Here is a 23,989-nt window from a genome sequence, read left to right on the forward strand (position 1 = left end):
CGATGCGTTATCCCAATCTGTTCAAGCCCCTGACGCTCAACCAGCTCACGCTGCGCAACCGCATCGTCAGCACCGCCCATGCCGAGGTCTACGCGGAGCCGGGCGGCCTGCCGGGCGACCGCTATATTCGGTATTACGAGGAGAAAGCCAAGGGCGGCGTGGGTCTCGCCGTTTGCGGCGGCTCCAGCCCCGTGTCGGTGGACAGCCCGCAAGGCTGGTGGAAGTCGGTGAATCTCTCGACCGACCGCATTATCGATCCGCTCGCACGCCTGGCCGAAGCGATGCATCGTCATGGTGCGAAGATCATGATCCAGGCCACGCACATGGGCCGCCGCTCGGCGTTCCATGGCGAGCACTGGCCGCATCTGATGTCGCCATCGGGCATTCGCGAGCCGGTGCATCGCGGCAACGCCAAGATCATCGAAGTCGAGGAAATCCGCCGCATCATCGGCGACTTCGCGACCGCCGCGAAGCGCGTGCAGGACGCGGGCATGGACGGCATCGAAATTTCAGCGGCGCACCAGCATCTGATCGATCAGTTCTGGAGCCGGCGCACCAACTTTCGCACCGACGAGTGGGGCGGCTCGCTTGAAAACCGTCTGCGCTTCGGTGTCGAGGTGTTGCAGGCCGTACGCGAGGCGGTGGGCAAGGACTTCTGCGTGGGTCTGCGCATGTGCGGCGACGAATTCCATGAGGACGGTCTGGACCACGAGCAGTTGAAGGAGATCGCCCAGGCAATGGCCGAAACCGGTCTGATCGATTATCTCGGCGTGATTGGTTCGGGTGCGGATACGCACAATACGCTCGCCAACTGCATGCCGCCGATGGCGTTGCCGCCCGAGCCTTTCGTGCATCTCGCGGCGGGCATCAAGTCGGTGGTGAAGCTGCCGGTGATGCACGCGCAGAGCATTCGCGATGCGGGCCAGGCCGAGCGTCTGCTGGCTGGCGGCATGGTCGATCTGGTCGGCATGACGCGCGCGCAGATCGCCGATCCGCACATGGTCATCAAGATCCGCGATGGCCGCGAGGATGAAATCAAGCAGTGCGTGGGCGCGAATTACTGTATCGATCGCCAGTACAACGGCCACGACGTACTTTGCGTGCAGAACGCCGCGACTTCGCGCGAGGCCACCATGCCGCATGTGATCGCGCGCACGCGTGGGCCGAAGCGCAAGGTCGTGGTGGTGGGCGCAGGCCCGGCGGGCCTGGAGGCGGCGCGTGTCGCGCGCCTGCGTGGCCATGACGTGGTGCTGTTCGAGAAGGGCGATGCCGTGGGCGGGCAGATTCTGCTGGCCGCAAAGGCGCCGCAGCGCGAGCAGATGGCCGGTATCGTGCGCTGGTTCGACATGGAGACGAAGCGCCTGGGCGTGGATCGCCGCATAGGCGTCGAAGCCGATGAAGCAGTCATTTTCGCGGAACAGCCCGATATCGTTGTGCTCGCAACCGGTGGATCGAGTTTCACGCAGCAGGTGCCGGCGTGGGGTGCGGCTGACGGGCTGGCCGTGAGTTCGTGGGACATTCTTTCGGGCCGCGTGGAGCCGAAGCAGAACGTACTGGTCTACGACGGCGTGAGCACACATGCCGGCGCGGGCGTGGCCGATTTCATCTCCAGCCGTGGTTCGAACGTGGAGATCGTCACGCCCGATGTGAAAGTGGCCGATGACGTGGGCGGCACGACGTTCCCGATCTTCTATCGGCGGCTCTACGCGCAAGGCGTGATTCATACGCCGAACTACTGGCTCGACCGCGTGTACGAGGAAAACGGCAAGAAGATTGCCGTGCTGCGCAACGAGTACACGGAGGAGCAGGAGGAGCGCGCGGTCGATCAGGTGGTGATCGAGAACGGCAGCACGCCCAACGACGCGCTCTACTGGAAGCTCAAGCCCGAGTCGCTCAATCGTGGCCAGGTGGACGTGCACAAGCTCTTCGCCGCCGAGCCGCAGCCCTGTCTTTCGGAGGAACTGGGCAATGGGCGCTTCCTGCTGTTCCGCGTGGGCGACTGCATTTCCCTGCACAACATCCACGGCGCGATCTACGACGCGCTGCGTCTCGTCAAGGACTTCTGAGCCATGAAGCCTGCCTACCTCATCACCGCATTGCTGTGGCTTTCGATGGCGGGGCTCGTGTTCGCGGTCGCGAAGCGCGCCGCCTACTGGCGGCTCGGACGCGCGGCGGCGCCGGGTCCATACGGAAATCCCGGTAAATTCGGCATCGGCAACCTGTTCAGTATCCCTAAGCGTTATTTCGTCGATCTGCATCATGTGGTGGCGCGCGATCCGTACATCGCGAAGACGCATGTGGCCACGGCGGGCGGCGCGATTGGCGCGCTCGTGCTGGTGTTCGTCAACTATGGTCTGGCGATCTACTCGCCGTGGCTCGACAAGTTGATCCTGCTGGCCGCGCTGGCGATGCTGGCGGGCGCCGTGTTCGTGTGGCGTCGCCGGCACGCTAAGCAGGTACCCGCGCGGCTCTCGCGCGGGCCGTGGAATACGCTGCCGTGGATGCTGGGCGCGTTCGCGCTCGGGATCGCGCTGTACACGGCGGTTCCTGCCGCTGCGATGTCCGGTGCGTTCGCGCTGATCTGCGCGGTGCTGATCGTGGTTGGCGCCTACACCATGACGTTCGGCGCGGCGCGGGGCGGCCCGATGAAGCACGCGGTCGCGGGCCTGCTGCATCTGGCGTTTCACCCGCGCCAGGAGCGTTTCGCGGCGGACCGCGCGGCCTGGACCGGCCAGGGCGAGGCCACGCCGCCCACGGCGCTCAAGCTGCCCGATATCGAGCAAAAGGAATATGGCGTCGCCAAACCCGTCGAATTCCGCTGGAATCAGTTGCTGAGCTTCGACGCCTGCGTGCAGTGCGGCAAGTGCGAGGCCGCTTGCCCGGCGTTTGCGGCAGGCCAGCCGCTCAATCCGAAGAAGCTGATTCAGGATCTCGTGACCGGCATGGCGGGCGGCACGGACGCGGCCTACGCGGGCAGCCCGACGCCAGGCATCGCGGTGGGCAGCCATGGCGGTCGGCCCGATGGTCCGATCGTCTCGGGCCTGATCGAGCCGCAGACGCTCTGGTCCTGCACGACCTGCCGCGCCTGCGTGCAGGAGTGCCCGATGTTGATCGAGCATGTGGACGCCATCGTCGATATGCGCCGCAACCAGACGCTCGTGCATGGCATGGTGCCGGGCAAGGGGCCCGAGGTGCTGGCCAATCTGCGCGAGACCGGCACGATGGGCGGTTACGACAAGCGTGCGCGCTACGACTGGTCCGTGGATCTGGAAGCGCCGGTGGCGCAGCCGGGCAAGCCAGTCGATATCCTGCTGGTGGCGGGCGAGGGCGCGTTCGACATGCGCTATCAGCGCACGCTGCGCGCGCTCGTCAAGGTGCTCAACAAGGCCGGCGTCGATTACGCGGTGCTGGGCGCGAGCGAGGGCGACACGGGCGACGTGGCGCGGCGTCTGGGCGACGAAGCCACCTTCCGCCAGATGGCGCGGCAGATGATGGGCACGCTCGACGCGTTGCAGTTCGGCCGTATCGTTACCGCCGATCCGCACGTCATGCACAGCCTGCGCAACGAGTACCGCGCGCTGGGCTCGCGCTACGAAGTGCTGCATCACACCATGCTGCTCGCGGAACTCGCCGACAAAGGCCGCATCGAGCCGAAGGCGCTCGAAGCCTTGCGCGACAAACGCACGACGTATCACGACCCCTGCTATCTGGGCCGCTACAACGGCGAAACCGACGCGCCGCGCAAGCTGCTCAAGACCATCGGCATCCGCGTGGTGGAGATGGAGCGCAGCGGTATGCGGGGGCGCTGCTGCGGCGGCGGAGGCGGCGCGCCGCTGACCGATATCCCCGGCAAGCAGCGCATCCCCGATATCCGCATCGCCGACGCACGCGCCGTGGGCGCAGACGTGGTGGCTGTCGGTTGTCCTAACTGTACGGCCATGCTCGAAGGCGTCGTGGGCCCGCGCCCCGAAGTCCTCGACGTCGCCGAACTCGTCGCCGCCGCGCTGGAGTGAGCCGATGAACGCCATCAAACGAATCGATCCGCGCCGACCTTTTGTCATCACCGCCGACGGACTGCGGCGCATCACGCTGGGCGAAGCGGGCAGCGCCGATCTTTCGGCTTTGCAGCGCGCTTCGCACGGTCATGGCGCGACGGCGGCGAAGCCGCGCCGCGAAGTGCGCGAGCGCAAGCACATGCTGCTGGCGGTCGCGCATAGCGAACGCGGCGCGCTCGACGATCACGCCTGCCAGACGATTGCCGCCGCCGCCCTGTTGGCCGATGCGCAAACCGAAGTCGCGCTGCTGGTGTTTGGCGAGCTGAAAGAGGATGTCGCCGCGCGCGGCGTGGACAAGCTCATCGAACTGCCGGGTTTCGAGCGCCGCGCCTTCGCGCCCGAAAACGAACTGCGCGCATTGCAGGCCTGCGCCGCGGCGCTCGGCCCGAAGCATGTGCTCCTGCCCGACAACGCTTATGGCGACGGCGATCTGGGCCGCCGCTTTGCGGCCTCGGCCGGAGCAAGCGTCGCCACGCACGTGGTCGAAATCGACGCGCGGCACGTGGGCGTCTACGAACAGGCGAAGCGTGCCTTCGCCACGCGTGCGCTGCCTGATGTGATCCTGCTCGCGCCCAATGCCGTGGAAACGAAGCTGCCTTTCGTGGGTGCGGGCGAAAGATTGACGGGGGACTTCATCCGCCCGGCCAGCGCGCTCGCGCAGCCGTATCGCGATCTTGGGATGGAAGAAGTCGACGCGGCCAAAGTCGCGCTGGAAGAGGCCGATTTCATCGTCGCGGCCGGCAACGGCGTGAGCGATGTCGCCGCGTTCGAGCGGCTGGCGGGGGTGTTCGGCGCGGCCATCGGCGCGAGCCGGGTGGCCGTCGATAACGGTCACTTCACGCGCGACAAGCAGGTGGGCGCGACCGGCAAGACCGTGGAAGCGAGCGTCTATATCGCCTTCGGCATTTCGGGCGCCGTGCAGCATTTGCAGGGCATCAAGGACTGTCGCCATGTGATCGCCGTGAACACGGACGCCAGCGCGCCCATCGCGAAGCGCGCGAATCTCACCGTGGTTGGCGACGCGCAGGCGACCATCGCCGCGCTGATCGCACAGGTGCAGGCCGCGCGCGCGGCACGCCAGTCAGGAGCCGCCGCGATCGGCACAAACGTGGAAAAGCGCAAGCCCGCAGGAGTTGCCGCATGAACGCCAAAGTCAACGCCAAACTGCAGCGCATTGCCGTGCTGGTTTCGACGGGGCGTCATCCCGTAAGCGGTGCGCCGCGCTACAGCCGCAACGATGCCGCCGCGCTCGAACTGGGCCGCAAGCTCGCACAGCGGCACGGCGCGCAACTCGACGTGATCCATGCGGGCGATCCCGCCGATCCGGCGCTGCCCGAATATCTCGCGCTGGGGGCGCAGCAGGTCGAGGTACTGAACTGCGCGGCGGGTGACGACGTTGCGCAGGCGCTCGCCACCCGCGTGCGCGAGCACGACCTCGTGCTGACCGGCACGCGCGCCGAGGGCGCGCACGACAGCGGCATGCTGTCGTATCGCGTCGCGGCGCTGCTGGGTTATGCACTGGTGGGTGCGGCGGTCGATCTCGAAGTCGAAGACGGGCACGCGCGCGTGCGCCAGTTCCTGCCCAAAGGCTTGCGCCGCCGCGTGGAAGCGGCACTCCCCGCAGTGGTGGCCGTGCATCCGCTCGCCGACGCGCGGCCCGCGTATGCCTATGCGCGGCTGCGCGCCGGGTCGGTCTTGCCGTCTGCGGGCCCGCGCATCGCCGATACCGAAGCCGCCGCGTGGCAATCCGGCCCCGTCGAGCGCAAGCCTCTTAAATTCGCCGCCGCCGAACGCCGCTCGGGCCACGCCCGCATGCTCGGCGCGACCACCACGGAAAGCCGTGGCGGCAACGTCGTAAATGCGGGGACTTCGGTCGAAAAAGCACAAGTGATTCTGGCGTATTTACGCGAGCATCAACTCATCGACGACTGATTTCGCCGGGGCGCCAGCGGCCCGCACGAATGCGGTCCGTAACAATGCCAGCACCAAACAGACGCGTTTAACAGACGTATCAGGGACGAAGAATCCGGAGCACACGATGAACGTATCGGCAAACGTAATAGCGCAAATGCGCGCACTGTTGGAGCGGCGCAAAACGGGTTACAGCCTCGAAGCGCCTTTCTATCTGAGCGAGGAGATTTTCGCGCTCGATATGCAGGCGATTTTCAGGGAACACTGGATTCAGGTGGCCGTGGAACCGGAAATCCCGGAGCCGGGCGACTATGTGACGGTCGAGCTGGGGAGCGATTCGATCCTGATCGTGCGCGACGACGACATGCAGGTGCGCGCCTTCCACAACGTATGCCGCCATCGCGGCGCGCGTCTGTGCAACGAGGAAAAAGGCTCCGTGGGCAATATCGTCTGCCCGTACCATAGCTGGACCTATAACCTGAGTGGCGATCTGATGTTCGCCGAGCACATGGGCGAGCAGTTCGACCGCTGCAAGCACAGTCTCAAGAGCGTCCATGTGCAAAACCTGGCAGGCCTGATCTTCGTGTGTCTGGCCGACGAGCCGCCCGCCGATTTCGACCTCATGCGCGCGGCGATGGAGCCTTACATGCTGCCGCATGATCTGGCCAGCTGCAAGGTGGCGGCGCAGGTCGATATCGTTGAAAAGGGCAACTGGAAACTCGTGATGGAGAACAATCGCGAGTGCTATCACTGCGTCGCGAACCATCCTGAACTGACGATTTCGCTCTACGAATACGGCTTTGGCTATCAGCGCTCGCCCGCCAACGCGGAAGGCATGGACGCTTTCGAGCGCACCTGCGTGGAGCGCGCCCAGCAGTGGGAGCAATTGAACCTGCCGTCGCTGGAAATCGAAAAACTGCTGGATGTGACGGGCTTTCGCACGCAGCGGCTGCCGCTCGATCGCGCCGGCGAATCGCAAACGCTCGATGCCAAGGTGGCCTGCAAGAAACTGCTCGGCGAATTCCGCAGCGCCGATCTGGGCGGCCTGTCGTTCTGGACCCAGCCGAATTCCTGGCATCACTTCATGAGCGATCATATCGTGTCGTTCTCGGTGATTCCGCTGTCGGCGGGCGAAACGCTGGTGCGCACGCGCTGGCTCGTGCACAAGGACGCGCGCGAAGGCATCGACTACGAGGTAGCGAACCTCACGGCGGTCTGGAACGCGACCAACAACCAGGACCGCACGCTGGTGGAGTACTCGCAGCGCGGCGCGGCGAGCAGCGCGTATGAGCCGGGCCCGTATTCGCCCTTCACCGAAGGGCTGGTCGAAAAATTCTCGGCCTGGTATGTGGGCCGTATTGCCGCCGCGCTCGCGCGCAAGCGGTCCATTCCCCTGCGCGTGGAAAGCGGAGTCTGACATGATGCGAGATGCGGCCCAATTCGATCCCGCCCACAGCCGCGTGACGCGCCCGGCGTTCTGGGGCGCGCTGCCGGAGAAGTGGACGAGCGACGCCGAGGAGACGCTGGAATGCTGTCACGTGCGGCAGGAAACGCATGACGTGAAGAGCTTTTTCCTGCGCTCGCCGCAGGGCCGCACCTTCTCGTTCGAGCCGGGGCAGTTCGTTACGCTCGAACTGGAGATCGACGGCGAGACGATGAACCGCTGCTATACGATTTCGTCCTCGCCCGCGCGCCCGCACACGCTGTCCATCACGGTCAAGCGCGTGCCGGGCGGTAAGGTCTCCAACTGGCTGCACGACAACCTCATGCCGGGCGCGACGATTCGCGTGCTTGGGCCAGCCGGCGAATTCACCTGCGCGCGCCATGCCGCGCCTAAATATCTGTTTCTTTCGGCCGGCTCGGGCATTACGCCGCTGATGTCGATGAGCCGCGCTTATCACGATCTGGCCGAGGATCGCGACATCGTATTCGTGCACAGCGCGCGCACGCCCGACGACGTGATCTTCGCGCGCGAACTGGAATTGATCGCCGCGAGCCATTCGAGTTTTCGCACTTCGTTCGTGTGCGAACGTGTGGGCGCTCGCACGCATTGGTCGGGTGTGACGGGCTTTCTCACGCTGCCGCTGCTCAAGCTGATCGCGCCGGATTTCATGGAGCGCGAGATCTTCACCTGCGGTCCCGCGCCGTATATGAAGGCCGTGCGCGATCTGCTCGACGAAGCGGGTTTTGCGCGGGCGCGCTATCACGAAGAGAGTTTTTCGTTCGAGACGCTGGCGGCCGATGATGTGCCTTCGTGTGTGCCGGATGACGTTGGATCCGCATCGAATGACGCCGCCACTTTCAAGGTGACGTTCACAAAGAGCCACCGCGAGATCGTCTGCGGCGAGCATCAACCTGTGCTTGCGGCGGCGCGCGAGGCGGGCGTGCGTCTGCCCGCGTCCTGTACCCAGGGCATGTGCGGCACCTGCAAGGTCAAGCTCGTTTCGGGGCAGGTGGAGATGAAGCACAACGGCGGCATTCGCCAGCGCGAAATCGATCAGGGCATGGTGCTGCTGTGCTGCAGCACGCCGCGTTCGGACCTCGTCGTCGACAAATAAATCCGCCAATGCGCACCGCGTCGCGGCTGGACAAGATCGCGTCGGAAAACAACGGTATCGGCCATTTGTGACGGGTGAATCTGGAGGTGTAGGGCGCTCATCGCCCGAATCACAGGAGATTGCCGTGAAGCTGCTAGCAAAATGGTTGGGCATGGGGGTGATGTCGGTAGCGCTGGGCGCGAGCGCGCTGGCGGACAGCAAGCCGACGCTGAAAATCGGCTATGTCGAAGGCTGGGACGACAGCGTGGCGACCTCCAACGTAGCCGCGCGCATCATCGAAAAGCGCCTTGGCTATCAGGTCGAACTCGTGCCGGTGGCCGCCGGCATCATGTGGCAGGGCGTGGCGCGCGGCGACCTGGACGCCACGCTGTCCGCCTGGCTGCCGGTCACCCAGGGCGCGTACTGGGACCAGTTCAAGGGCAAGGTGGTCGATCTGGGCACCAACTTCCCGGGCGCGAAAATCGGTCTCGTGGTGCCGCAATACGTCGCGGCGAAGAGTATCGATGATCTCAACGCCCAGAAGTCGGCCTTTGCCGGGCGCATCGTCGGCATCGACGCCGGTGCCGGTGTCATGGCCAAGACCGATCAGGCGATCAAGCAATATGGTCTGAACTATGCCGTGATGCCCAGCTCCGGCAGTGGCATGACGGCGGAACTGGCGCGCTCGGTCAACGCGAACAAGCCGGTGATCGTCACGGGCTGGACGCCGCACTGGATGTTCGCCAAATACAAGCTGCGTTTCCTGGACGATCCGAAGAATGTCTTCGGCGCGGCCGAACACGTGGATAGCGTCGCGAATCCGGGGCTGGAAACCAAGGCGCCGCCCGTGGTCGCCTTCCTCAAGAAGTTCCAGTGGAAGCCGGGCGAGATCGACAGCGTGATGCTTGCGATCCAGAACGGCACCAAACCCGACGCCGCCGCCGACACCTGGATCGCCGCGCACGGCGAACGCGTGCAGGACTGGGTGGCGTCCGCGCAGTAAGCGCGCCAAGGCACACAGTAAGGCATCCGAAACGTGTCGCCGCGCGCCGCGCCGGCATGCATGTTCAGACACAGTGCGGGCCGGTGCCTGCATCACGAGGAGATGGACTCGATGAAATCCCCCAAGATCGTGGTTGACGGACTCTGCAAGGTGTTCGGTCCCAACCCCAAGGTGGCACGCGAGATGTTGGCGCGCGGCGCGACCAAGGACGAACTGTTTCGCCAGACCGGCTATGTCCTTGGCGTCAACAACGCGAGTTTCGAAGTCCAGGAGGGCGAGATCTTCGTGCTGATGGGCCTGTCCGGCTCCGGCAAGTCCACCTTGATCCGCCTCATCAACCGCCTGGTCGAACCGACTGCCGGCCGCGTGGTGATCGATGGCCGCGACATCGCGGCGGTGCGCCGCTCGGAACTCGTGTCGCTGCGCCGCACCGACATGAGCATGGTGTTCCAGTCCTTCGCGCTGATGCCGCAACGCACCGTGCTCTCCAACGCGGCGTTCGGCCTGGAAGTGGCGGGCATGGGCCGCAAGGCGCGCGAGCAGCGCGCGCTGGAGGTGCTGGAACAGGTCGGACTCGCGGCCTTCGCGAACAAACTGCCCGCCGAGTTGTCGGGCGGCATGCAGCAGCGCGTGGGCCTTGCGCGCGCGCTGGCCGTGAATCCCTCGCTGATGATCATGGACGAAGCGTTTTCCGCACTCGATCCGCTCAAGCGCAAGGAAATGCAGAACGTGCTGTTGCAACTGCAGAAGGAGCAGCGCCGCACCATCATGTTCGTTTCGCACGATCTGGAGGAGGCGCTGCGTATCGGCAGCCGCATCGCCATCATGGAAGGCGGGCGCATCGTGCAGATCGGTACGCCGCGCGAGATCATCAGTAATCCTGCCGATGAATACGTGCGCGCCTTTTTCGACGGCGTGGACACGAGCCGTTACCTCACTGCGGGCGATCTGATGCAGTCCGAGCGTGTGCCGCTGGTGCGCTCGCTCGACGCCATGAGCGTGGCCGCGTCGCTGAACGGCAGCGCAGATTATGCCTTCGTGCTGGACGCCGAACGCCGTATCAGCGGCTTCGTCACGCGCGACGCCATCGGCGTGGCGAAACCGCAGCTCAAGAAGATCGAATGCATTTCGCGCGGCGCGCCGCTCGAACAGGTCGTCTCGCGCGTGTGCGCGAATCCGGTCGCGCTGCCCGTGGTCGACGACGAAGGCCGCTTCTGCGGTTCGATCGATCAGGCGGCCGTCCTCAAGGTCATGATGCGCAACGGGAGTCATCACCATGTCTGAGATCATTCCGCTTGGCCGCTGGGTGGACCAGTCGGTCCACTACCTGCTCGACCACGACGCCAATACCTTCGACGCCATCGGGCGTGGAATCGAGAGCTTCGCGAAGCTCATCGAACAAGGCTTGCAAGGCATCCCCATGCCGCTGCTGATGGCGATCTTCGTGGTGGGCGGATTGTGGCGCGTGGGTTGGCGCTTCGCGGTGTTCGCGCTGGCGTCGCTGCTGCTGATCTATGCGACCGGCTTCTGGGATCAGACCGTCGTCACGCTCGCGCTCACGCTGTCTTCGACGCTCATTAGCCTCGTGCTGGGCGTGCCGCTCGGCATCTGGACCGCGAAGAGCAAGCTCGTGCAGACCGTCGTGCGGCCGATCCTCGACCTGATGCAGACGATGCCCGCGTTCGTCTATCTGATTCCGGCGGCGATGCTGTTCGGTCTGGGCCGCGTGCCCGGCATCCTGTCGACGGTGATCTTCGCGATGCCGCCCGCCGTGCGTCTCACGAGTCTGGGCATCCGCCACGTGAACCGCGAGATCGTCGAAGCCGGGCAGGCGTTCGGCTGCACGCCGTGGCAACTGCTCTACAAGGTGCAGTTTCCCAACGCGCTGCCTTCGATCATGCAGGGCGTGAACCAGACCATCATGATGGCGCTGTCGATGGTCATCATCGCGTCGATGGTGGGCGCCGGAGGTCTGGGCAACGACGTGCTGGCGAGCATTCAGCGCCTCGATATCGGCCTGGGCTTTGAAAGCGGTCTGTCCGTGGTGCTGCTGGCGATTATTCTCGACCGCATCACCGAAAGCTTCGGGCGCGCGCCGGGTGCCGCAAAGGCGCCGCTGTTCTCGGGCCTCAAGCAGGTGTTGCGCGTGCGCGCCGTGCCCGCCGAGGCTTGACCCGAAGAAGCCGTTCGTCCACGCGTAAGCGGCGAGCCGATGTCGAACAGGCATGGCTCGCCCGAATCGTCTCCAGAGAAGGGGCGTAATGTGATTGCGGACATGAGCACGGAGATCGCTGCCGACATCGCCGAAATGGCCCCGCAGGCCAGTCAGGCATCGTCGCAGGCATCCACATTCAAGCATTTCGGCTTCCTGACTTTGCCGCATTTCTCGATGATCGCGTTTTCGAGCGCCGTCGAAGTGCTGCGTATGGCCAATTACGTGGGCAACGGCGAGCACTATCGCTGGTCGATCTATTCGCTCGACGGGCAGCCCGCGCGGGCCAGCAACGGCATCACGGTGCGTCCGACCCAGGCGCTCGACCCCGATGACCTGCCGGACGTGATGATCGTGTGCGGCGGCATCCGCATTCGCGACGTGGTGGACGATTCCGTGCGCGCCGCGCTCGCCCGGATCGCGCGCAGCGGCAGGCCGCTGGGCGGCATCTGTACGGGCGCGTATGCGTTGATGTCGAGCGGGTTGCTCGACGGTTATCGCTGCGCGGTGCACTGGGAGAGTCTTTCAGCGCTGCATGAGGAGTTTCCGCGCGTGCGTTTCGCCGACGAACTCTTCGTGGTCGATCGCGACCGTCTGACCTGCACGGGCGGCACCGCGCCGCTCGACCTGATGCTCGATATCGTGAGCGCGCGTTTAGGTCAGCCGCTGGCCGCGAAGGTCTCCGAGCAATTCATCCTCGAACGCATTCGCGGCGCGAGCGACCTGCAGCCGATTCCCGTCGATGCGCGCGTGGGCTTTTCGCGCGCCGAACTCGTGGAAGTCGTGCGGCTCATGGAAGCCAATCTCAAGGAGCCGCTTTCACTCGAGGAACTGGCGCGTCTCGTGCGGCTCTCACAGCGACATTTGCAGCGCATGTTCAAGGCGTATCTGAACATTTCGCCCGCGCATTACTATCTGACGCTGCGTTTGAAGCGCGCGCGCGAACTGCTGCGCACGACCGATATGTCGGTGGCGCATATCACGTCGAATTGCGGTTTCAATTCGCCTTGCCATTTCAGCAAGGCGTATCGCGTGCAATTCGGACATGCGCCGAGTTTCGAGCGGCGCGCGGGGCGCGCCTGAAACGCCGATGCGGCAAACGTCAATCGGGATCGACTTCGAGCGGCGTTTCGCCAGCGGGGATGCCGTTGCGCATGAAGTCGTCGAAGCGCTCCACGCGGCTGTCCTCCTGGCCGCTGCGTTGCTCGCGGAACATCATCGGCGGCACGCCAAACTGCTTGCGGAATTCGCGCCCCAGATGCGAGGCGTCGGAAAATCCGCAGCTTGAGGCGATATCGGCCACGGTGCGATCGGAACTGGTCAGCAGCCACGCGGCGGTGCGCAGGCGCAGGCCGTTGGCGAACGCGCGCGGGCTTCTGCCGGTTTCGGCCTTGAAAAGTCGTTCAAGCTGACGTGGCGATAGATTGAGCTTGCCCGCCAGTTCTTCGAGCGGCACGTTGCGCCCGACGTGCTGTTCCATCAGCAGGATCGCGCGCTTGACCTTCGGGTGCGTGGCCGGGTCGAGTCCCGGCGGATGCGGCTGCGGCGCATTGCCTTTTTGCAGCTCGCCGACCAGCAGGATGCGCAGCGCCTTCTGCACGGTGGCGTGATCGAAGTGGCGCAGCAGAATGGCTGCGGCGACGTCGATCGAGGCGCGTCCGCCCGAACAGGTGATGCGGCGGCGATCGATCACGAACAGGCGGTCGGCCACCAGCGCATCGGCGTTGACGGCCGGGAAGCGCTCGATGAAATCCCAGTAGTGGAACCAGCTCACGCACACGCGATGGCCTTCGAGCACGCCCGCGCGCATCAGCGTGAACGCGCCCGTGCAGATGCCCACCAGCGTCGCGCCGCGCTGCGCCGCCGCGCGGATGAAGCGCAGCGTCTCTTCGCTCGCCTGCGGGCCCGAGTGCAGCAGGCCGCCCACCACGACCACATAGTCGAACTCGCCGGCATCCGGGAAGGTCTCCCACGGCGCGATCTGGATGCCGCAACTCGCGCGCACCGGCGTGAGCGTTTCGCCGACGATGCTCCACGAGCAGCGCACCGGCTTGCTGTAATCGCCGTCGTCGGCGGACAGGCGCAACATGTCCACGAAGCCCGAGAAGGCGGTCAGCGTGAAGTTCGGCAGCAGCACGATGCCAAAGCGGATGCGGCCTGCGGTTTCGGCAGGGGCGGATGCAGCGGTCGATGCGGGCGGAACGGATTGGGCGTGCATGATGGTGTGTCGGTGCGGCGGCAAGGAGTGCAATCGGATGCACGGTTCTGGCTTAAAGACAAAGCCCGCGAGGCAAGCGTCGCCGATCCGGCGCGCACGCACTTGTCATTTTGCGCCATCAATCATCGCGTATGCGCGCGGCGGCGGTGCGATTCCACGCTCATGCCGCGCCTGTTCTATCGGCGGCGGGGCGTCCGGGCGATGCTGGCGTGATCGAAAGCCACGCTTGCCGCCATTGCTGCCACGACCGCCAGTATGCGCCCACAGACCATCGAACTCTCCGAACGCGCCACAGCCGGCGACGCGCAGGCCGCACTCGCTCTGCTGGAGCACAGCATGGCGCGCGGGCATCGGCGTATCGCGCTGCTGCGCTATCTGCAGGCGCAATACCTGAGCGCGCCGTTGCAGGCACGCCATCACGATTATGTGCGGCGTGTCGCGCAGCGCCTGAGCGCCGAAGCGCTCGCGGGCCTGGCCGCCGAGGCCAGGCGGCGGCGCGGCGCGTGAAGGGGCTTATCCGCGCGCTTTAGAGCACCACCGTTCTCGCCCCGTTGATAAACACGCGATGCTCCAGCACGGCCTTGAGCGCGCGCGCGAGCGTCACGCATTCCAGATCGCGCCCAACCGCGAGCAGCCGTTGCGGCCCGTAAGCGTGATCGACGCGCTGGACTTCCTGCTCGATGATCGGGCCTTCGTCGAGATCGGCGGTCACGAAATGCGCCGTCGCGCCAATCAGCTTCACGCCGCGCGCGTGCGCCTGATGATAAGGCCGCGCGCCCTTGAAACCAGGCAGGAACGAGTGGTGGATATTGATCGCGCGGCCCGCGAGCTTTGCGCTCGTGGCGTCGGACAAAATCTGCATGTAGCGCGCGAGCACGACCAGTTCCGCGCCGCTCGTTTCGACCAGCTTCAGCAGTTGCGCTTCCTGCTGCTCGCGCGTTTGCGCGTTGACGGGCAGATGATGAAACGGCAGTTTGTGCTGCTGGGCAATGGATTCGAAATCCGGATGATTCGAGGCGATGCCCGCGATCTCCATCTCCAGTTCGCCCATGCGCCAACGGAACAGCAGGTCGTTCAGGCAGTGTTCGAGCTTCGACACGAGGATCAGCACCTTGGGACGGCGCCGCAGATCGTGGATCGCCCAGTCCATGCCGTGCGCGCGGCCCGTGGGTGCGAAGTCGTCGCGCAGCGTGGCGACATCCGGCTCGCCTTGCGGGCTGTCTTCCGCGACTGGGTGAAAGACGCAGCGCAGGAAGAAGCGCGTGCTTTCGGCATCGTCGAAGACGGTCAGTTCGTCGATATAGCAGCGATGGCGGTCGAGAAAGGCCGCCACGGCGGCGACCTGACCCGCCGCGCTCGGGCAGGACAGGGTGAGGGCGTAGCCGTGCGGACGCGGCGGCGCGGAAAGGGGCGCGGTCATGCGGATCTCCTGGTATCGTCGTGGCCGCGCGGCGCTGGGGTCAAGCTGACCTCGCGCGCGGGGATGACTCGCACGTTACGGGAGTGGTGGCGCGCCGCATAGAACGATCACGCTAACTTGCCGGTACGGGCGCGCCACCTGCTGGCGGGCACGCCCGAACACGCTCGCCAGGAGGCAATGCGATCGGAAGGATCAGAAACCGTGACGGACGGTGAGGGTCGCGCCGGAATCGTGCGAATGCAGCACGGCCACGCGTGCCGTACCGGAGAAGACCCAGTCGTCCACGGTCAGCGACAGCCTGCGCTGCGGCGCAGCGCCGAGCGCCGTGTTCGAGGTCGGCAACTGGACGATGGAAATCTGCGGCGCCGTCGACGGGCCGGTGTCGAGGAATTGCGCGGACGGGCTTGTGTCGGCGTTGGCGCTCGTGCCCGAGCCCGGCGCTGGCTTTTTGACGAAGGTATAAGTGTGGCCAAGCTGGGCGCTATAGAACTGATCCATCTGGGCGAAGAACGGTTTGGCCTGACTCGCCTGCGTTTCCATCTCGTAGTGGAACAGCCAGGCCTGCGGTTCAGGGGCGGGCGCTACGACTTCCACCGGCAGCGGCGCGATATTGGCGACGGTCATCGCCTCGGGCAAGTCGGCCGCGGGACCGCCCGCGAACGCGGAGCCGCCTAGCATAAGCAAGACGGCACCCACCATCCTTTCGTTCAGGCACGACATGGGCATGCCCTCCATGAAGAAGGAATCGAAACGTCACGCGACCGGTGATTACGTCTGAACAGACCCGCAGTGCCGCGCGTTCTCATGTTTTGCGCGCGTTGGATGCACCCACACATTGTAGTCAGTGATTTGCATCACGCTAGCCGAATGTGCGCGCGGTACGGGATGATCGGGATACCGAAGAGCGGGTGAAATCGATGACGAAACAACCTGACGGATGCAGACGCGACGTATTCTGCGATGCGTTCACCGACGGGTTGCAAACAAGTGGCAAACAAGTGGCAAACGAGCGTTGCAAACGCCAGGCAAAAGCGATGGACCCGCTATGAAGTCGGTACGTCATTCAATGGGGCAATGTGGCCTGCCGCACAGACAACTCGGCTAGTCGCAAGCGGGGACACGCAGGCGCACGCGGCTTGCGCAGGCCCTTTTGCCTGCATCTCAGATCAGCGCGGCCTCACCAGGCTGTGCGCCCGGTTGCGGCGTGCGAGGTAACCGGATGGTGAACACGGTGCCTTCGGCCTCGTTCGATAGCACGCTCACGTCGCCGCCGTGCGTGCGCGCGATCAGCCGCACGATATGCAGCCCAAGGCCGAGACCCGAACCCTGGCGCTCGGCGCGCGTCGCGGTGCTGAACGCGCCGAACAGCTGCGGCATGACGTCGGCGGGAATCGCGCCGCGATTGGCGACCGTCACGAGCACTTCGGCGGGCGACTCGCCGCTTGCGCGCACGTGCACGGGCGCATCGGCCTCGCCGTGGGTGAGCGCGTTGAAGACGAGATTCGACACCGCCTGGGTGACCAGGTCCGAGTCCCACTGGCCCGCGAGATCGCCGCGCGCCTCGAAGACGACCCGGCCATCGGCCACCGCCGCCGTGTGGGCGGCGAATTCCTCGATCACGGCCTGGCACAGTGCGTCGAGCTGCACGTCCGAGCGCCGCAACGGCAGCCGTCCGCCCTGCAGACGCGCGAGATTGAGCAATTGCTCGACCATGCGCGACATGCGTCGCCCGCAATGTTCGATACGGCGTCCCACGGCGAGGGTTTTCTCGTCGGTGGACGCGCGCATCAGATATTCCGCCGAACTCATCACCGCGGACAGCGGCGTGCGCAGATCGTGGCTGAGCACCGCCATCAGCATCTCGTTGGCTTCGAGCATCTGGCGCGTGGCCGCATGCTGCTCGGCGAGCTGGCGCTTCTGCAGTTCGAGCTGCACGAAGATGCCGACCTTCGACTGCACGATGCGCGGCTCGATCGGCTTGTAGAGGAAGTCCACGGCGCCGGCCTCGTAGCCCTGGAAGGTGCGCAGCGCGTCCTGCGAGGTGGCCGTGAGGAAAATGATTGGCACGTGCGCGGTGCGCGGGCTGCCACGGATCAGCGAGGCCAGCTCGAAGCCGCTCATGCCCGGCATGTTGACGTCGAGGATCGCGACGGCGACGTCGTGTTCGAGCAGATGCTCTAGCGCCTCGACGCCCGAGCGGGCCACGAGCAGCCGCACTTCGGGCCGCGCGAGCAGGGCCGCCAGCGCGGTGAGGTTGTGCTCGATGTCGTCGACGATCAGCACATTGACAGTGGGCAGGTTCATGCGGTTTATCCGGGTCAATCCAGTTTCATCGCCGGCCACGCGGCCAGCCGCGCGCCGAGTAGGGCAGGGGTCATCGTGGCGCTGACGGCGTTAAGCGCGATAGCGGCTTCCGGCATCCGGGGCGCGGCGGCCGTGTCGGGCGCCTGCGCCCACGTCGTGCCGCCCGCGCCGTGGATCGCGGCGAGGCCGCGCGCGCCGTCGTCGTTGGCGCCCGAGAGCAGCACGCCCAGCAGGCGCGCGCCATAGACGTCGGCGGCCGACTCCATCAGCACGTCGATCGAGGGGCGCGAGTAGCGCACGGGACCGCCGATCGACAGCGCGATGCGCGCGTCCCGTCCGGCGGACCCCGGCGCGGACTCCACTAGCATGTGATAGTCGGGCGGCGCGACATAGATGCGCCCGCCGACAATCGGCTCGCCCGCATCGGGTTCGGCCACCGGCAGCGCGCAGCGTGCGGACAGCGCGTGGGCCAGAAAGCTCGGCGAGGCGGGCGGCAGGTGCAGCACGATCAGCACCGCCGCGCCGAAATGCGCGGGCAGCATCGGCAGGATCTGGCCGAGCACGTCCACGCCGCCCGCCGACGCGCCGATCACGACGGCGTCGAAGGGGCCTGCGACGGTGCGCCTTGGCGCGTACGCGGGTTCGTTCGCGGGATCGCGCTTCGGTCGAGGGGCTGACGGCATGGTTGGGCGGTGTCGATAACGGTTCAGCGCTTCTGGTAAATGCGTTCGGCGGCGCGGAATTCGTCGAAGGCTTCGTGGCGTCGGGAAAAGCGCAGATTTTCCTTGCTGCCGAGACCCAGGAAGCCGCGCCGCACCAGGGCGCGCTCGAACAGGCCGATCGCGCGGTCTTGCAGCGGGCGGTCGAAATAGATCAGCACATTGCGGCACGACACCAGATGCGCTTCGAGGAATACTTCGTCGGTGGCGAGGCTGTGATCCGCGAACACCACGCGTTCCTTGAGCGTGCTGGACAGCCGCGCGCCGCCATAGGCCGCGTGATAATAATCGGACAGTGTGCGCCGTCCGCCGGCGGCCAGGTAATTCTGGCTGAAGCCCGCGAAGCGGTCCACGGGATAGATGCCCGATTCCGCGCGTTCGAGCGCCTGCGGGCTGATGTCGGTCGCGTAGAAGATCGTGCGCTCGGCAAGCCCTTCCTCTTCGAACAGGATCTTGAGCGACCAGAGTTCCTCGCCCGAACTGCAGCCCGCCACCCACACCTTGAGCGAGGGATAGGTCTGCAGCACCGGCAGCACGTGCTGGCGCAGCGCGAGAAAGTATTCCGGGTCGCGGAACATGTCGCTCACCTGGACCGTCATGTAGCCGAACAGGCGCGAGAAGTCCTCGGGGCTGCGCAGCACGCGGTCCTGCAACTGGCTGAGCGACGCCACGCCGAAGTCGCGCCGCGCTTCTTCCAGACGGCGGCGCAGCGAAGGCAGCGAATAGTGCCGGAAGTCGTGCTGATAGCGCAGATAGATCGCTTCGAGCAGCAGCCGCAACTCGATGTCGAAGAGGCTGTGCGCGGGCCGGCTGGCGGACGGAGTGTAGTCGGTCATGGTCTTACTTGCGCAACCAGACGCGGCACAGCGACACCAGCTTGTCCACGTCGATGGGTTTGGAAACGTAGTCGTCCGCGCCCGCTTCGAGGCAGCGCTGGCGGTCGTCGGCCATCGCCTTCGCGGTCAGCGCGATCACCGGCAGGCGCGCGGCGCGCGCGTAGCGCGGATCGGTGCGCAGCGTGCGCATGGCGGCGAGTCCATCCATCTCCGGCATCATCACGTCCATCAGCACGAGGTCCACCGGCTCCCGGGCACCCAGTATGTCGAGCGCCTCGCGGCCATTGCGCGCGATCAGCAGCTTCGCGCCCAGCGGCTCGATCACATGCGAGAGCGCGAAGATGTTGCGCACGTCGTCCTCGGCCAGCAGGATCGTCTTGCCTTCGAAGGTGTCGTCGCGCTGGCGCACCGCGCGCAGCATGCGCTGCTGCTCGGGCGCGAGCGACGACTCCACGCTGTGCAGGAACAGCGTGACTTCGTCGAGCAGGCGCTCGGGCGAGCGCGCGCCCTTGATGATGATCGACTTCGAGTAGCGGCGCAGGCGCTGCTCGTCGTCGTCGGAGAGCATGTGGCCCGTGTAGACGATCACCGGCACGGGCGCGATGCCCGCCTCGCCCGCGAGCGTTTCCAGCAGGTCGTAGCCGGTGCCGTCGGGCAGTGTGAGGTCGGTCACGATGCAGTCGAAGGCGCCTTGCGCGATCTGCGCGTGCGTGTCCGCGAGCGTGCCCACCGCGACGATCTCCACGCCGTCGCCCACCAGCAGCGCGCGGATGCTTTCGCGCATCGCGTAGTCGTCCTCGATCACCAGCACGCGTTTGACGCGCTGTTCGAGCCGCGATTCGAGCCGCCGGATCGCCGCTTCGAGCGTGCTGCGCGCCGTGGGCTTGAGCGTGTAGCCGATTGCGCCCAGATGCAGCGCCTTGTCCGCGTGGTCGGTCGCCGAGACGATATGCACGGGAATATGGCGCGTGAGCGGATCGCTCTTGAGCCATTCGAGCACCGAGAGGCCCGAGCGGTCCGGCAGGCCGACGTCGAGCAGCACGGCCACGGGCGCCTCGTCCTTGACCATCGCGAAGCCGGTGGCGGCGTCCGCGGCGTGCAGGAAATCGAACTGGAGTTCGTGGACGAGGTCGCGCAGGATTTCGGAGAAGGAGAGGTCGTCTTCGACCACGAGGATCGCGCGGTTGCCGTGCTGGCGGCGGCCACGGTCGTCGGCGAGATGAGCGGCGGGCGCCGTCGGCGCGCTGGCGGCCACGATCGCCTGGCCGGCGCGCGCGTCGGCGTTGAGCGTCGTGGTTTCGGTAATCGCTTCAATGTGAGCGGGTTGTGAGCGGGCGGCCTGATGGGCGGCAGCGGCGTGCGGCGTGGCCACCCCAGCTTGAGCCGCGTCGCCGGTCTGCGCGCGCCTGGCGGCGGCCGTGCTGTCGAGCGGCAGCCAGAGCGTAAACACGCTGCCCACGCCCGGCTCGCTGGCCACGCCGATGCGGCCACCCAGCAGGCGCGAGAGTTCGCGCGAGATCGACAGGCCGAGCCCACTGCCGCCGTACTCGCGGCTTGTCGAGCCATCGGCCTGCTGGAAGGCTTCGAAAATCATGTCCTGCTTGTCTTTGGGAATACCGATGCCGGTGTCGCGCACGTCGAAACGCAGCACGTTCGCGTCGACTGGCGAGACCGTGAGCGACACCTCGCCCTGCGCGGTGAACTTCAGCGCGTTCGCGAGCAGGTTGCGCAGGATCTGCAGCACGCGCTGGCCGTCGGTCGTGAGCGTGTCGGCGACGCCGGGAAGGCGGCCGATCGTGAGCGTGACGCCCTTCTCGCGCGCAAGCGGCGCGAAGGTTTCGTGCAGCGACGACGTCAATTCGTCGAGCTTGACGGCTTCCAGCATGAGCTGAATCTGGCCCGCCTCGACCTTCGAGAGATCGAGAATGTCGTTGATGAGCGCGAGCAGGTCGGTGTTCGACGCGTGGATCGTGGCCGCGTAGCGCACCTGTTCCTCGCTGAGATTGCCGGCGCGATTCTGCTGCAGCAGCCTGGCGAGAATCAGCGAGCTATTGAGCGGCGTGCGCAGCTCGTGCGACATGTTGGCGAGGAATTCGGACTTGTAGCGGCTCGACTGCGCGAGGCGCTCGGCATTGCGCGTGAGTTCGCCCTGGGCGCGTTCGAGTTCGCTCTTTTGCGTTTCGAGGCGGCGGGCGTATTCCTCAAGCTGCACGTTGGTCTGCTCCAGCTCGACCTGCTGCGCTTCAAGACGCGACTGCGAATCCATCAGCGCGCGGCCGCGCTCTTCCAGGCCTTCGTTGGCCACGCGCAGTTCTTCCTGCTGCACCTGGAGTTCGTGATTGAGTTGCTGCGCGTCGGCGTAAGCGGCCTGGAGCCGTTCGCGCGAGATCGCGGCTTCGACGAGGTCGCCCATCGTGCCGGCCACGCGCGAGAGGAATTCGGTGTCGCGCGGCAAGAGCGCGCGCATGAAGGCCAGTTCCACCACGCCGTTGATCCGGCCGGTGGCGTCGATCGGCGAAATCAGCAGCGACGTGGGCGTGGCGGACCCCAGACCCGACTCCACCTTCAGATAGCCCGCGGGCGCCTCGCGCAGCTCGATCACGCGGCGCGAGGCGGCGGCCTGGCCCACCAGCGTCTGGCCGCTTTGCAGCAGCGGCACGTTGTAGCCGCTCTCGTCGCCGAAGCCGAAGGTCGCCACGCGGCGCAGCGACGCGTCCTTCGCGTCGCGCACATAAAGCGTGGCGACGCTCGCGCTCAGATAACCCGCGAGGCAGTCGAGCATCGCGCCGCCCACCTCGGCGAGCGCTTCCTTGCCCATGCCGCTTTCGGCCAGCAGGCGTTGCCCCGAGCGAAACCAGACCTGCTCGGCGAGCGCTTCGCCCTGTTCGGCCTGGCCGCGCAGCGCCTCGTCGTAGGTGGCGGAGAGCGCGGTCAGCTCGCGGCGGCCCAGCCACGCGAGCAGGCTGTTGACGAGCACGGTGAGCGCGAGAAACACGGCCACCGTCGTGAAGGTCAGATTGCGCGCGGCGCTGGTGCGCGCTTCGCGCAGGCGGTCTTCCTCGGCGAGGAAATCGGCGAACTCGCGGCGCAGCGCGTCGGCGTTGGGCTGGCCTTTGTCGTTCTGCACCGTGGCGAGCACGGCGTCGTGATCGCGGCGCAGGCGCACGGCTTCGCCCGCGGATCGATCCCACTGCCGCGCGAGCGCGAGAATGCGTTTGAGGCGCTCCACCTGCGGGGGGTTATCGGCCACGAGCGCGGACAGACTGCCCACCTGCGCCTCGAAATGCGGGCGGCCCACTTCGAACGGCGCAAGTCCGCGTTCGTCGCCGTCGAGCAGGAAGCCGCGCAGGCTCGATTCGCGGTCGGCCTGCACGCGCAGCAACTCGTAGGCTTCGCCGATCACGCGCTCCGAGTGCTCGGCCCAGTTCATCGTCGAGACGAGGTACGCGATCAGCGCGACGAAAGCCACGGCGGTCGCGAAACCCGCAAGCAGCGGCAGCGCGACGTTTCTTTGAATGATGCGTTTGAAGCGCAGCGGGTCGATCGCATTGAGTGCAGGCATTATTTTCCGATTCGTTCCGATGGTTCGTGGGTCGCTGGCGTTCAGACGGAAATATCGACCGGTTTTTCACGCCATTTGCGAAAAACGGCGCGCCCTCTACGGGGCAAAAAGGGTGAAATCGATGCAAATGCAATCATACAAAAAGCCGACCGGTTGCGCGCACGTCACTTGTTGGACAACAAGGTCCGGCCCACCGATGAGCGGCCTTTCATCATGCTTCGCGATCGCCGCATAGAACGTTCTGTTCAATCGCGGCGCGACAGTGCGGCGTTGGATTAAGCGCTGTAAGCGTTGGGTACGGAACAGGGCACGCGCCATGCGCAAACGCTGCGTACGGCAGCGAGCACGGAGGCGATCATGAAGCGGGACAAGCGCGCGAAAGTGACGACAATCAAGCCGCGCCACGACGCGCAGGCGCGTTTTTCCGGCTATGCGAAGCCGCTCGTTGACGAAGCGTTGAGGCGCAGCGCGCATCTCGACCCGAGCGCCGACGATCTGCACAAACTTCGCGTGGCGTTGCTGCGGCTGCGCACGCTGCTGTGGGTGTGGCGGCCGCTGCTCAAACGCGAGATGACGGCGCTCGAGCGCGCTTACCTGAAGCACGTGGGCGCGGCGGCGGGTTCGGCGCGCGACTGGGACATCGCGGCGCAACTGCTCGGCGAACTCGATGCCGGAGAAACGCGCGTGGCGGGAATGCGTCTGGACGCCGCACGCATCGCCGCCCGCGAGCGCGCATGCACGGCGCTTGCTGCTGCCGATTTGCGCCATGCGTTGCGCGAGATGCTGCATAAGGTCAATCAGGCGCTCAACACGGCGGCGCGCCGCGCGTCCATCGAACGCCTCGCATCCGATAGCGTGGACGCGGCAGGACGCGCGCTGAAAAAGCGCGTGCGCCATGCGGGCAAGGCGAAAAAGAGCGACTACGCGGCATGGCACGATGTACGCAAGGGCGCGAAGAAACTGCGTTACACACTGGAATTCTTCGAGCCGATGCTGCCGCGCCGCGATGCGAAGCGTCTGAAGCCGTTGAAGAAGCTCCAGCAACGCTTCGGAGATCTGAACGATGCCGTGGCGACGGAACGACTGGCGCAAGACCATCGCGAGATCTTCGCCGACGCTGCGAGCGCCGATGCCGCGCTCGCAGCCTTGCGCCAAGAGCGCAAACGGCGTCAGTGCCGCGCGGGCAAATTGATCGATGCCTGAGGGCGAATG

At 65.9% G+C, this 23,989-nt stretch carries 19 protein-coding genes; 12 read left to right on the top strand and 7 right to left on the bottom strand.

Going from position 1 to position 23,989, the window contains the following annotated elements; translation table 11 throughout:
- The first annotated feature begins 2 nt into the window (after positions 1 to 2).
- The 10 genes from B0G62_RS23810 (at position 3) to B0G62_RS23855 (ending at position 12,801) form a co-directional block, all read left to right on the top strand.
- Entirely contained in the window at positions 3 to 2,066 is a 2,064-nt protein-coding gene (locus B0G62_RS23810; protein WP_103706674.1) for an NADH:flavin oxidoreductase, read from the top strand.
- 3 nt (positions 2,067 to 2,069) lie between these two features.
- Positions 2,070 to 4,013, top strand: coding sequence for a (Fe-S)-binding protein (locus B0G62_RS23815; RefSeq protein ID WP_103706675.1), 1,944 nt, complete (start codon positions 2,070 to 2,072; stop codon positions 4,011 to 4,013).
- A gap of 4 nt (positions 4,014 to 4,017) precedes the next feature.
- Complete coding sequence (locus B0G62_RS23820; RefSeq protein WP_103706676.1) at positions 4,018 to 5,199, top strand: electron transfer flavoprotein subunit alpha/FixB family protein; 1,182 nt, start codon at positions 4,018 to 4,020, stop codon at positions 5,197 to 5,199.
- Entirely contained in the window at positions 5,196 to 5,987 is a 792-nt protein-coding gene (locus B0G62_RS23825) for a drug:proton antiporter (protein ID WP_103706677.1), read from the top strand. The genes B0G62_RS23820 and B0G62_RS23825 overlap by 4 nt, the downstream gene beginning before the upstream one ends.
- A 106-nt stretch (positions 5,988 to 6,093) precedes the next feature.
- Positions 6,094 to 7,383 carry an aromatic ring-hydroxylating oxygenase subunit alpha gene (locus B0G62_RS23830; RefSeq protein WP_103706678.1) on the top strand — a complete coding sequence of 430 codons (1,290 nt, stop codon included), beginning with the start codon at positions 6,094 to 6,096 and terminating at the stop codon, positions 7,381 to 7,383.
- A gap of 1 nt (position 7,384) precedes the next feature.
- On the top strand, positions 7,385 to 8,524 hold the full coding sequence (locus B0G62_RS23835; RefSeq protein ID WP_103706679.1) for an FAD-binding oxidoreductase: 1,140 nt from the start codon (positions 7,385 to 7,387) through the stop codon (positions 8,522 to 8,524).
- A gap of 124 nt (positions 8,525 to 8,648) precedes the next feature.
- The gene (locus tag B0G62_RS23840) at positions 8,649 to 9,506 is read left to right on the top strand and encodes a glycine betaine ABC transporter substrate-binding protein (RefSeq protein ID WP_103706680.1); all 858 of its coding nucleotides are present in this window, start codon (positions 8,649 to 8,651) and stop codon (positions 9,504 to 9,506) included.
- Between the two features lie 111 nt (positions 9,507 to 9,617).
- The gene (locus tag B0G62_RS23845) at positions 9,618 to 10,790 is read left to right on the top strand and encodes a quaternary amine ABC transporter ATP-binding protein (RefSeq protein WP_103706755.1); all 1,173 of its coding nucleotides are present in this window, start codon (positions 9,618 to 9,620) and stop codon (positions 10,788 to 10,790) included.
- On the top strand, positions 10,783 to 11,679 hold the full coding sequence (gene choW, locus B0G62_RS23850; RefSeq protein ID WP_103706681.1) for a choline ABC transporter permease subunit: 897 nt from the start codon (positions 10,783 to 10,785) through the stop codon (positions 11,677 to 11,679). Before B0G62_RS23845 ends, choW begins: the two co-directional genes overlap by 8 nt.
- 135 nt (positions 11,680 to 11,814) lie before the next feature.
- Complete coding sequence (locus tag B0G62_RS23855) at positions 11,815 to 12,801, top strand: GlxA family transcriptional regulator (protein WP_103706756.1); 987 nt, start codon at positions 11,815 to 11,817, stop codon at positions 12,799 to 12,801.
- Positions 12,802 to 12,820: 19 nt separating this feature from the next.
- Here the strand turns inward: B0G62_RS23855 and B0G62_RS23860 are convergent, their stop codons facing one another.
- On the bottom strand, positions 12,821 to 13,936 hold the full coding sequence (locus tag B0G62_RS23860; protein WP_103706682.1) for a GlxA family transcriptional regulator: 1,116 nt from the start codon (positions 13,934 to 13,936) through the stop codon (positions 12,821 to 12,823).
- 255 nt (positions 13,937 to 14,191) lie between these two features.
- On the opposite strand from B0G62_RS23860, the gene B0G62_RS23865 reads away from it, so the two are divergent.
- On the top strand, positions 14,192 to 14,443 hold the full coding sequence (locus B0G62_RS23865; RefSeq protein ID WP_103706683.1) for a hypothetical protein: 252 nt from the start codon (positions 14,192 to 14,194) through the stop codon (positions 14,441 to 14,443).
- 19 nt (positions 14,444 to 14,462) lie between these two features.
- On the opposite strand, the gene purU is transcribed toward B0G62_RS23865, so the two are convergent.
- The 6 genes from purU to B0G62_RS23895 all read right to left on the bottom strand — a co-directional run bounded on the left by purU (position 14,463) and on the right by B0G62_RS23895 (position 22,777).
- Entirely contained in the window at positions 14,463 to 15,356 is an 894-nt protein-coding gene (gene purU, locus B0G62_RS23870; RefSeq protein WP_103706684.1) for a formyltetrahydrofolate deformylase, read from the bottom strand.
- 192 nt (positions 15,357 to 15,548) lie between these two features.
- Positions 15,549 to 16,076 carry a hypothetical protein gene (locus tag B0G62_RS23875; RefSeq protein WP_103706685.1) on the bottom strand — a complete coding sequence of 176 codons (528 nt, stop codon included), beginning with the start codon at positions 16,074 to 16,076 and terminating at the stop codon, positions 15,549 to 15,551.
- A 441-nt stretch (positions 16,077 to 16,517) separates the two neighbouring features.
- On the bottom strand, positions 16,518 to 17,660 hold the full coding sequence (locus B0G62_RS23880) for a hybrid sensor histidine kinase/response regulator (protein ID WP_103706686.1): 1,143 nt from the start codon (positions 17,658 to 17,660) through the stop codon (positions 16,518 to 16,520).
- Positions 17,661 to 17,674: 14 nt separating this feature from the next.
- Positions 17,675 to 18,343 (bottom strand): chemotaxis protein CheB, encoded by a 669-nt coding sequence (locus tag B0G62_RS23885; RefSeq protein ID WP_103706687.1) that lies wholly within the window; start codon positions 18,341 to 18,343, stop codon positions 17,675 to 17,677.
- A 23-nt stretch (positions 18,344 to 18,366) separates the two neighbouring features.
- Positions 18,367 to 19,215, bottom strand: coding sequence for a CheR family methyltransferase (locus tag B0G62_RS23890; RefSeq protein ID WP_103706688.1), 849 nt, complete (start codon positions 19,213 to 19,215; stop codon positions 18,367 to 18,369).
- 4 nt (positions 19,216 to 19,219) lie between these two features.
- A complete protein-coding gene (locus tag B0G62_RS23895; protein WP_103706689.1) occupies positions 19,220 to 22,777 on the bottom strand; it encodes a response regulator in 3,558 nt (1,185 codons plus the stop codon).
- 357 nt (positions 22,778 to 23,134) lie between these two features.
- Here B0G62_RS23895 and B0G62_RS23900 point away from each other — a divergent pair, with 357 nt between their 5' ends.
- On the top strand, positions 23,135 to 23,980 hold the full coding sequence (locus B0G62_RS23900; RefSeq protein ID WP_103706757.1) for a CHAD domain-containing protein: 846 nt from the start codon (positions 23,135 to 23,137) through the stop codon (positions 23,978 to 23,980).
- The last annotated feature ends 9 nt before the right edge of the window (positions 23,981 to 23,989 follow it).

The organism is Paraburkholderia eburnea (assembly GCF_002917095.1).
GTDB lineage: Bacteria > Pseudomonadota > Gammaproteobacteria > Burkholderiales > Burkholderiaceae > Paraburkholderia > Paraburkholderia eburnea.

Bases quoted from the DNA above. Each gene is read 5' to 3' on its own strand.
- B0G62_RS23875 (WP_103706685.1), bottom strand. From the start codon at position 16,076: ATGTCGTGCCTGAACGAAAGGATGGTGGGTGCCGTCTTGCTTATGCTA.
- B0G62_RS23830 (WP_103706678.1), top strand. From the start codon at position 6,094: ATGAACGTATCGGCAAACGTAATAGCGCAAATGCGCGCACTGTTGGAG.
- B0G62_RS23810 (WP_103706674.1), top strand. From the start codon at position 3: ATGCGTTATCCCAATCTGTTCAAGCCCCTGACGCTCAACCAGCTCACG.
- B0G62_RS23885 (WP_103706687.1), bottom strand. From the start codon at position 18,343: ATGCCGTCAGCCCCTCGACCGAAGCGCGATCCCGCGAACGAACCCGCG.
- B0G62_RS23895 (WP_103706689.1), bottom strand. From the start codon at position 22,777: ATGCCTGCACTCAATGCGATCGACCCGCTGCGCTTCAAACGCATCATT.
- B0G62_RS23815 (WP_103706675.1), top strand. From the start codon at position 2,070: ATGAAGCCTGCCTACCTCATCACCGCATTGCTGTGGCTTTCGATGGCG.
- B0G62_RS23865 (WP_103706683.1), top strand. From the start codon at position 14,192: ATGCGCCCACAGACCATCGAACTCTCCGAACGCGCCACAGCCGGCGAC.
- B0G62_RS23890 (WP_103706688.1), bottom strand. From the start codon at position 19,215: ATGACCGACTACACTCCGTCCGCCAGCCGGCCCGCGCACAGCCTCTTC.
- choW (WP_103706681.1), top strand. From the start codon at position 10,783: ATGTCTGAGATCATTCCGCTTGGCCGCTGGGTGGACCAGTCGGTCCAC.
- purU (WP_103706684.1), bottom strand. From the start codon at position 15,356: ATGACCGCGCCCCTTTCCGCGCCGCCGCGTCCGCACGGCTACGCCCTC.
- B0G62_RS23820 (WP_103706676.1), top strand. From the start codon at position 4,018: ATGAACGCCATCAAACGAATCGATCCGCGCCGACCTTTTGTCATCACC.
- B0G62_RS23880 (WP_103706686.1), bottom strand. From the start codon at position 17,660: ATGAACCTGCCCACTGTCAATGTGCTGATCGTCGACGACATCGAGCAC.
- B0G62_RS23855 (WP_103706756.1), top strand. From the start codon at position 11,815: ATGGCCCCGCAGGCCAGTCAGGCATCGTCGCAGGCATCCACATTCAAG.
- B0G62_RS23900 (WP_103706757.1), top strand. From the start codon at position 23,135: ATGAAGCGGGACAAGCGCGCGAAAGTGACGACAATCAAGCCGCGCCAC.
- B0G62_RS23835 (WP_103706679.1), top strand. From the start codon at position 7,385: ATGATGCGAGATGCGGCCCAATTCGATCCCGCCCACAGCCGCGTGACG.
- B0G62_RS23860 (WP_103706682.1), bottom strand. From the start codon at position 13,936: ATGCACGCCCAATCCGTTCCGCCCGCATCGACCGCTGCATCCGCCCCT.
- B0G62_RS23845 (WP_103706755.1), top strand. From the start codon at position 9,618: ATGAAATCCCCCAAGATCGTGGTTGACGGACTCTGCAAGGTGTTCGGT.
- B0G62_RS23825 (WP_103706677.1), top strand. From the start codon at position 5,196: ATGAACGCCAAAGTCAACGCCAAACTGCAGCGCATTGCCGTGCTGGTT.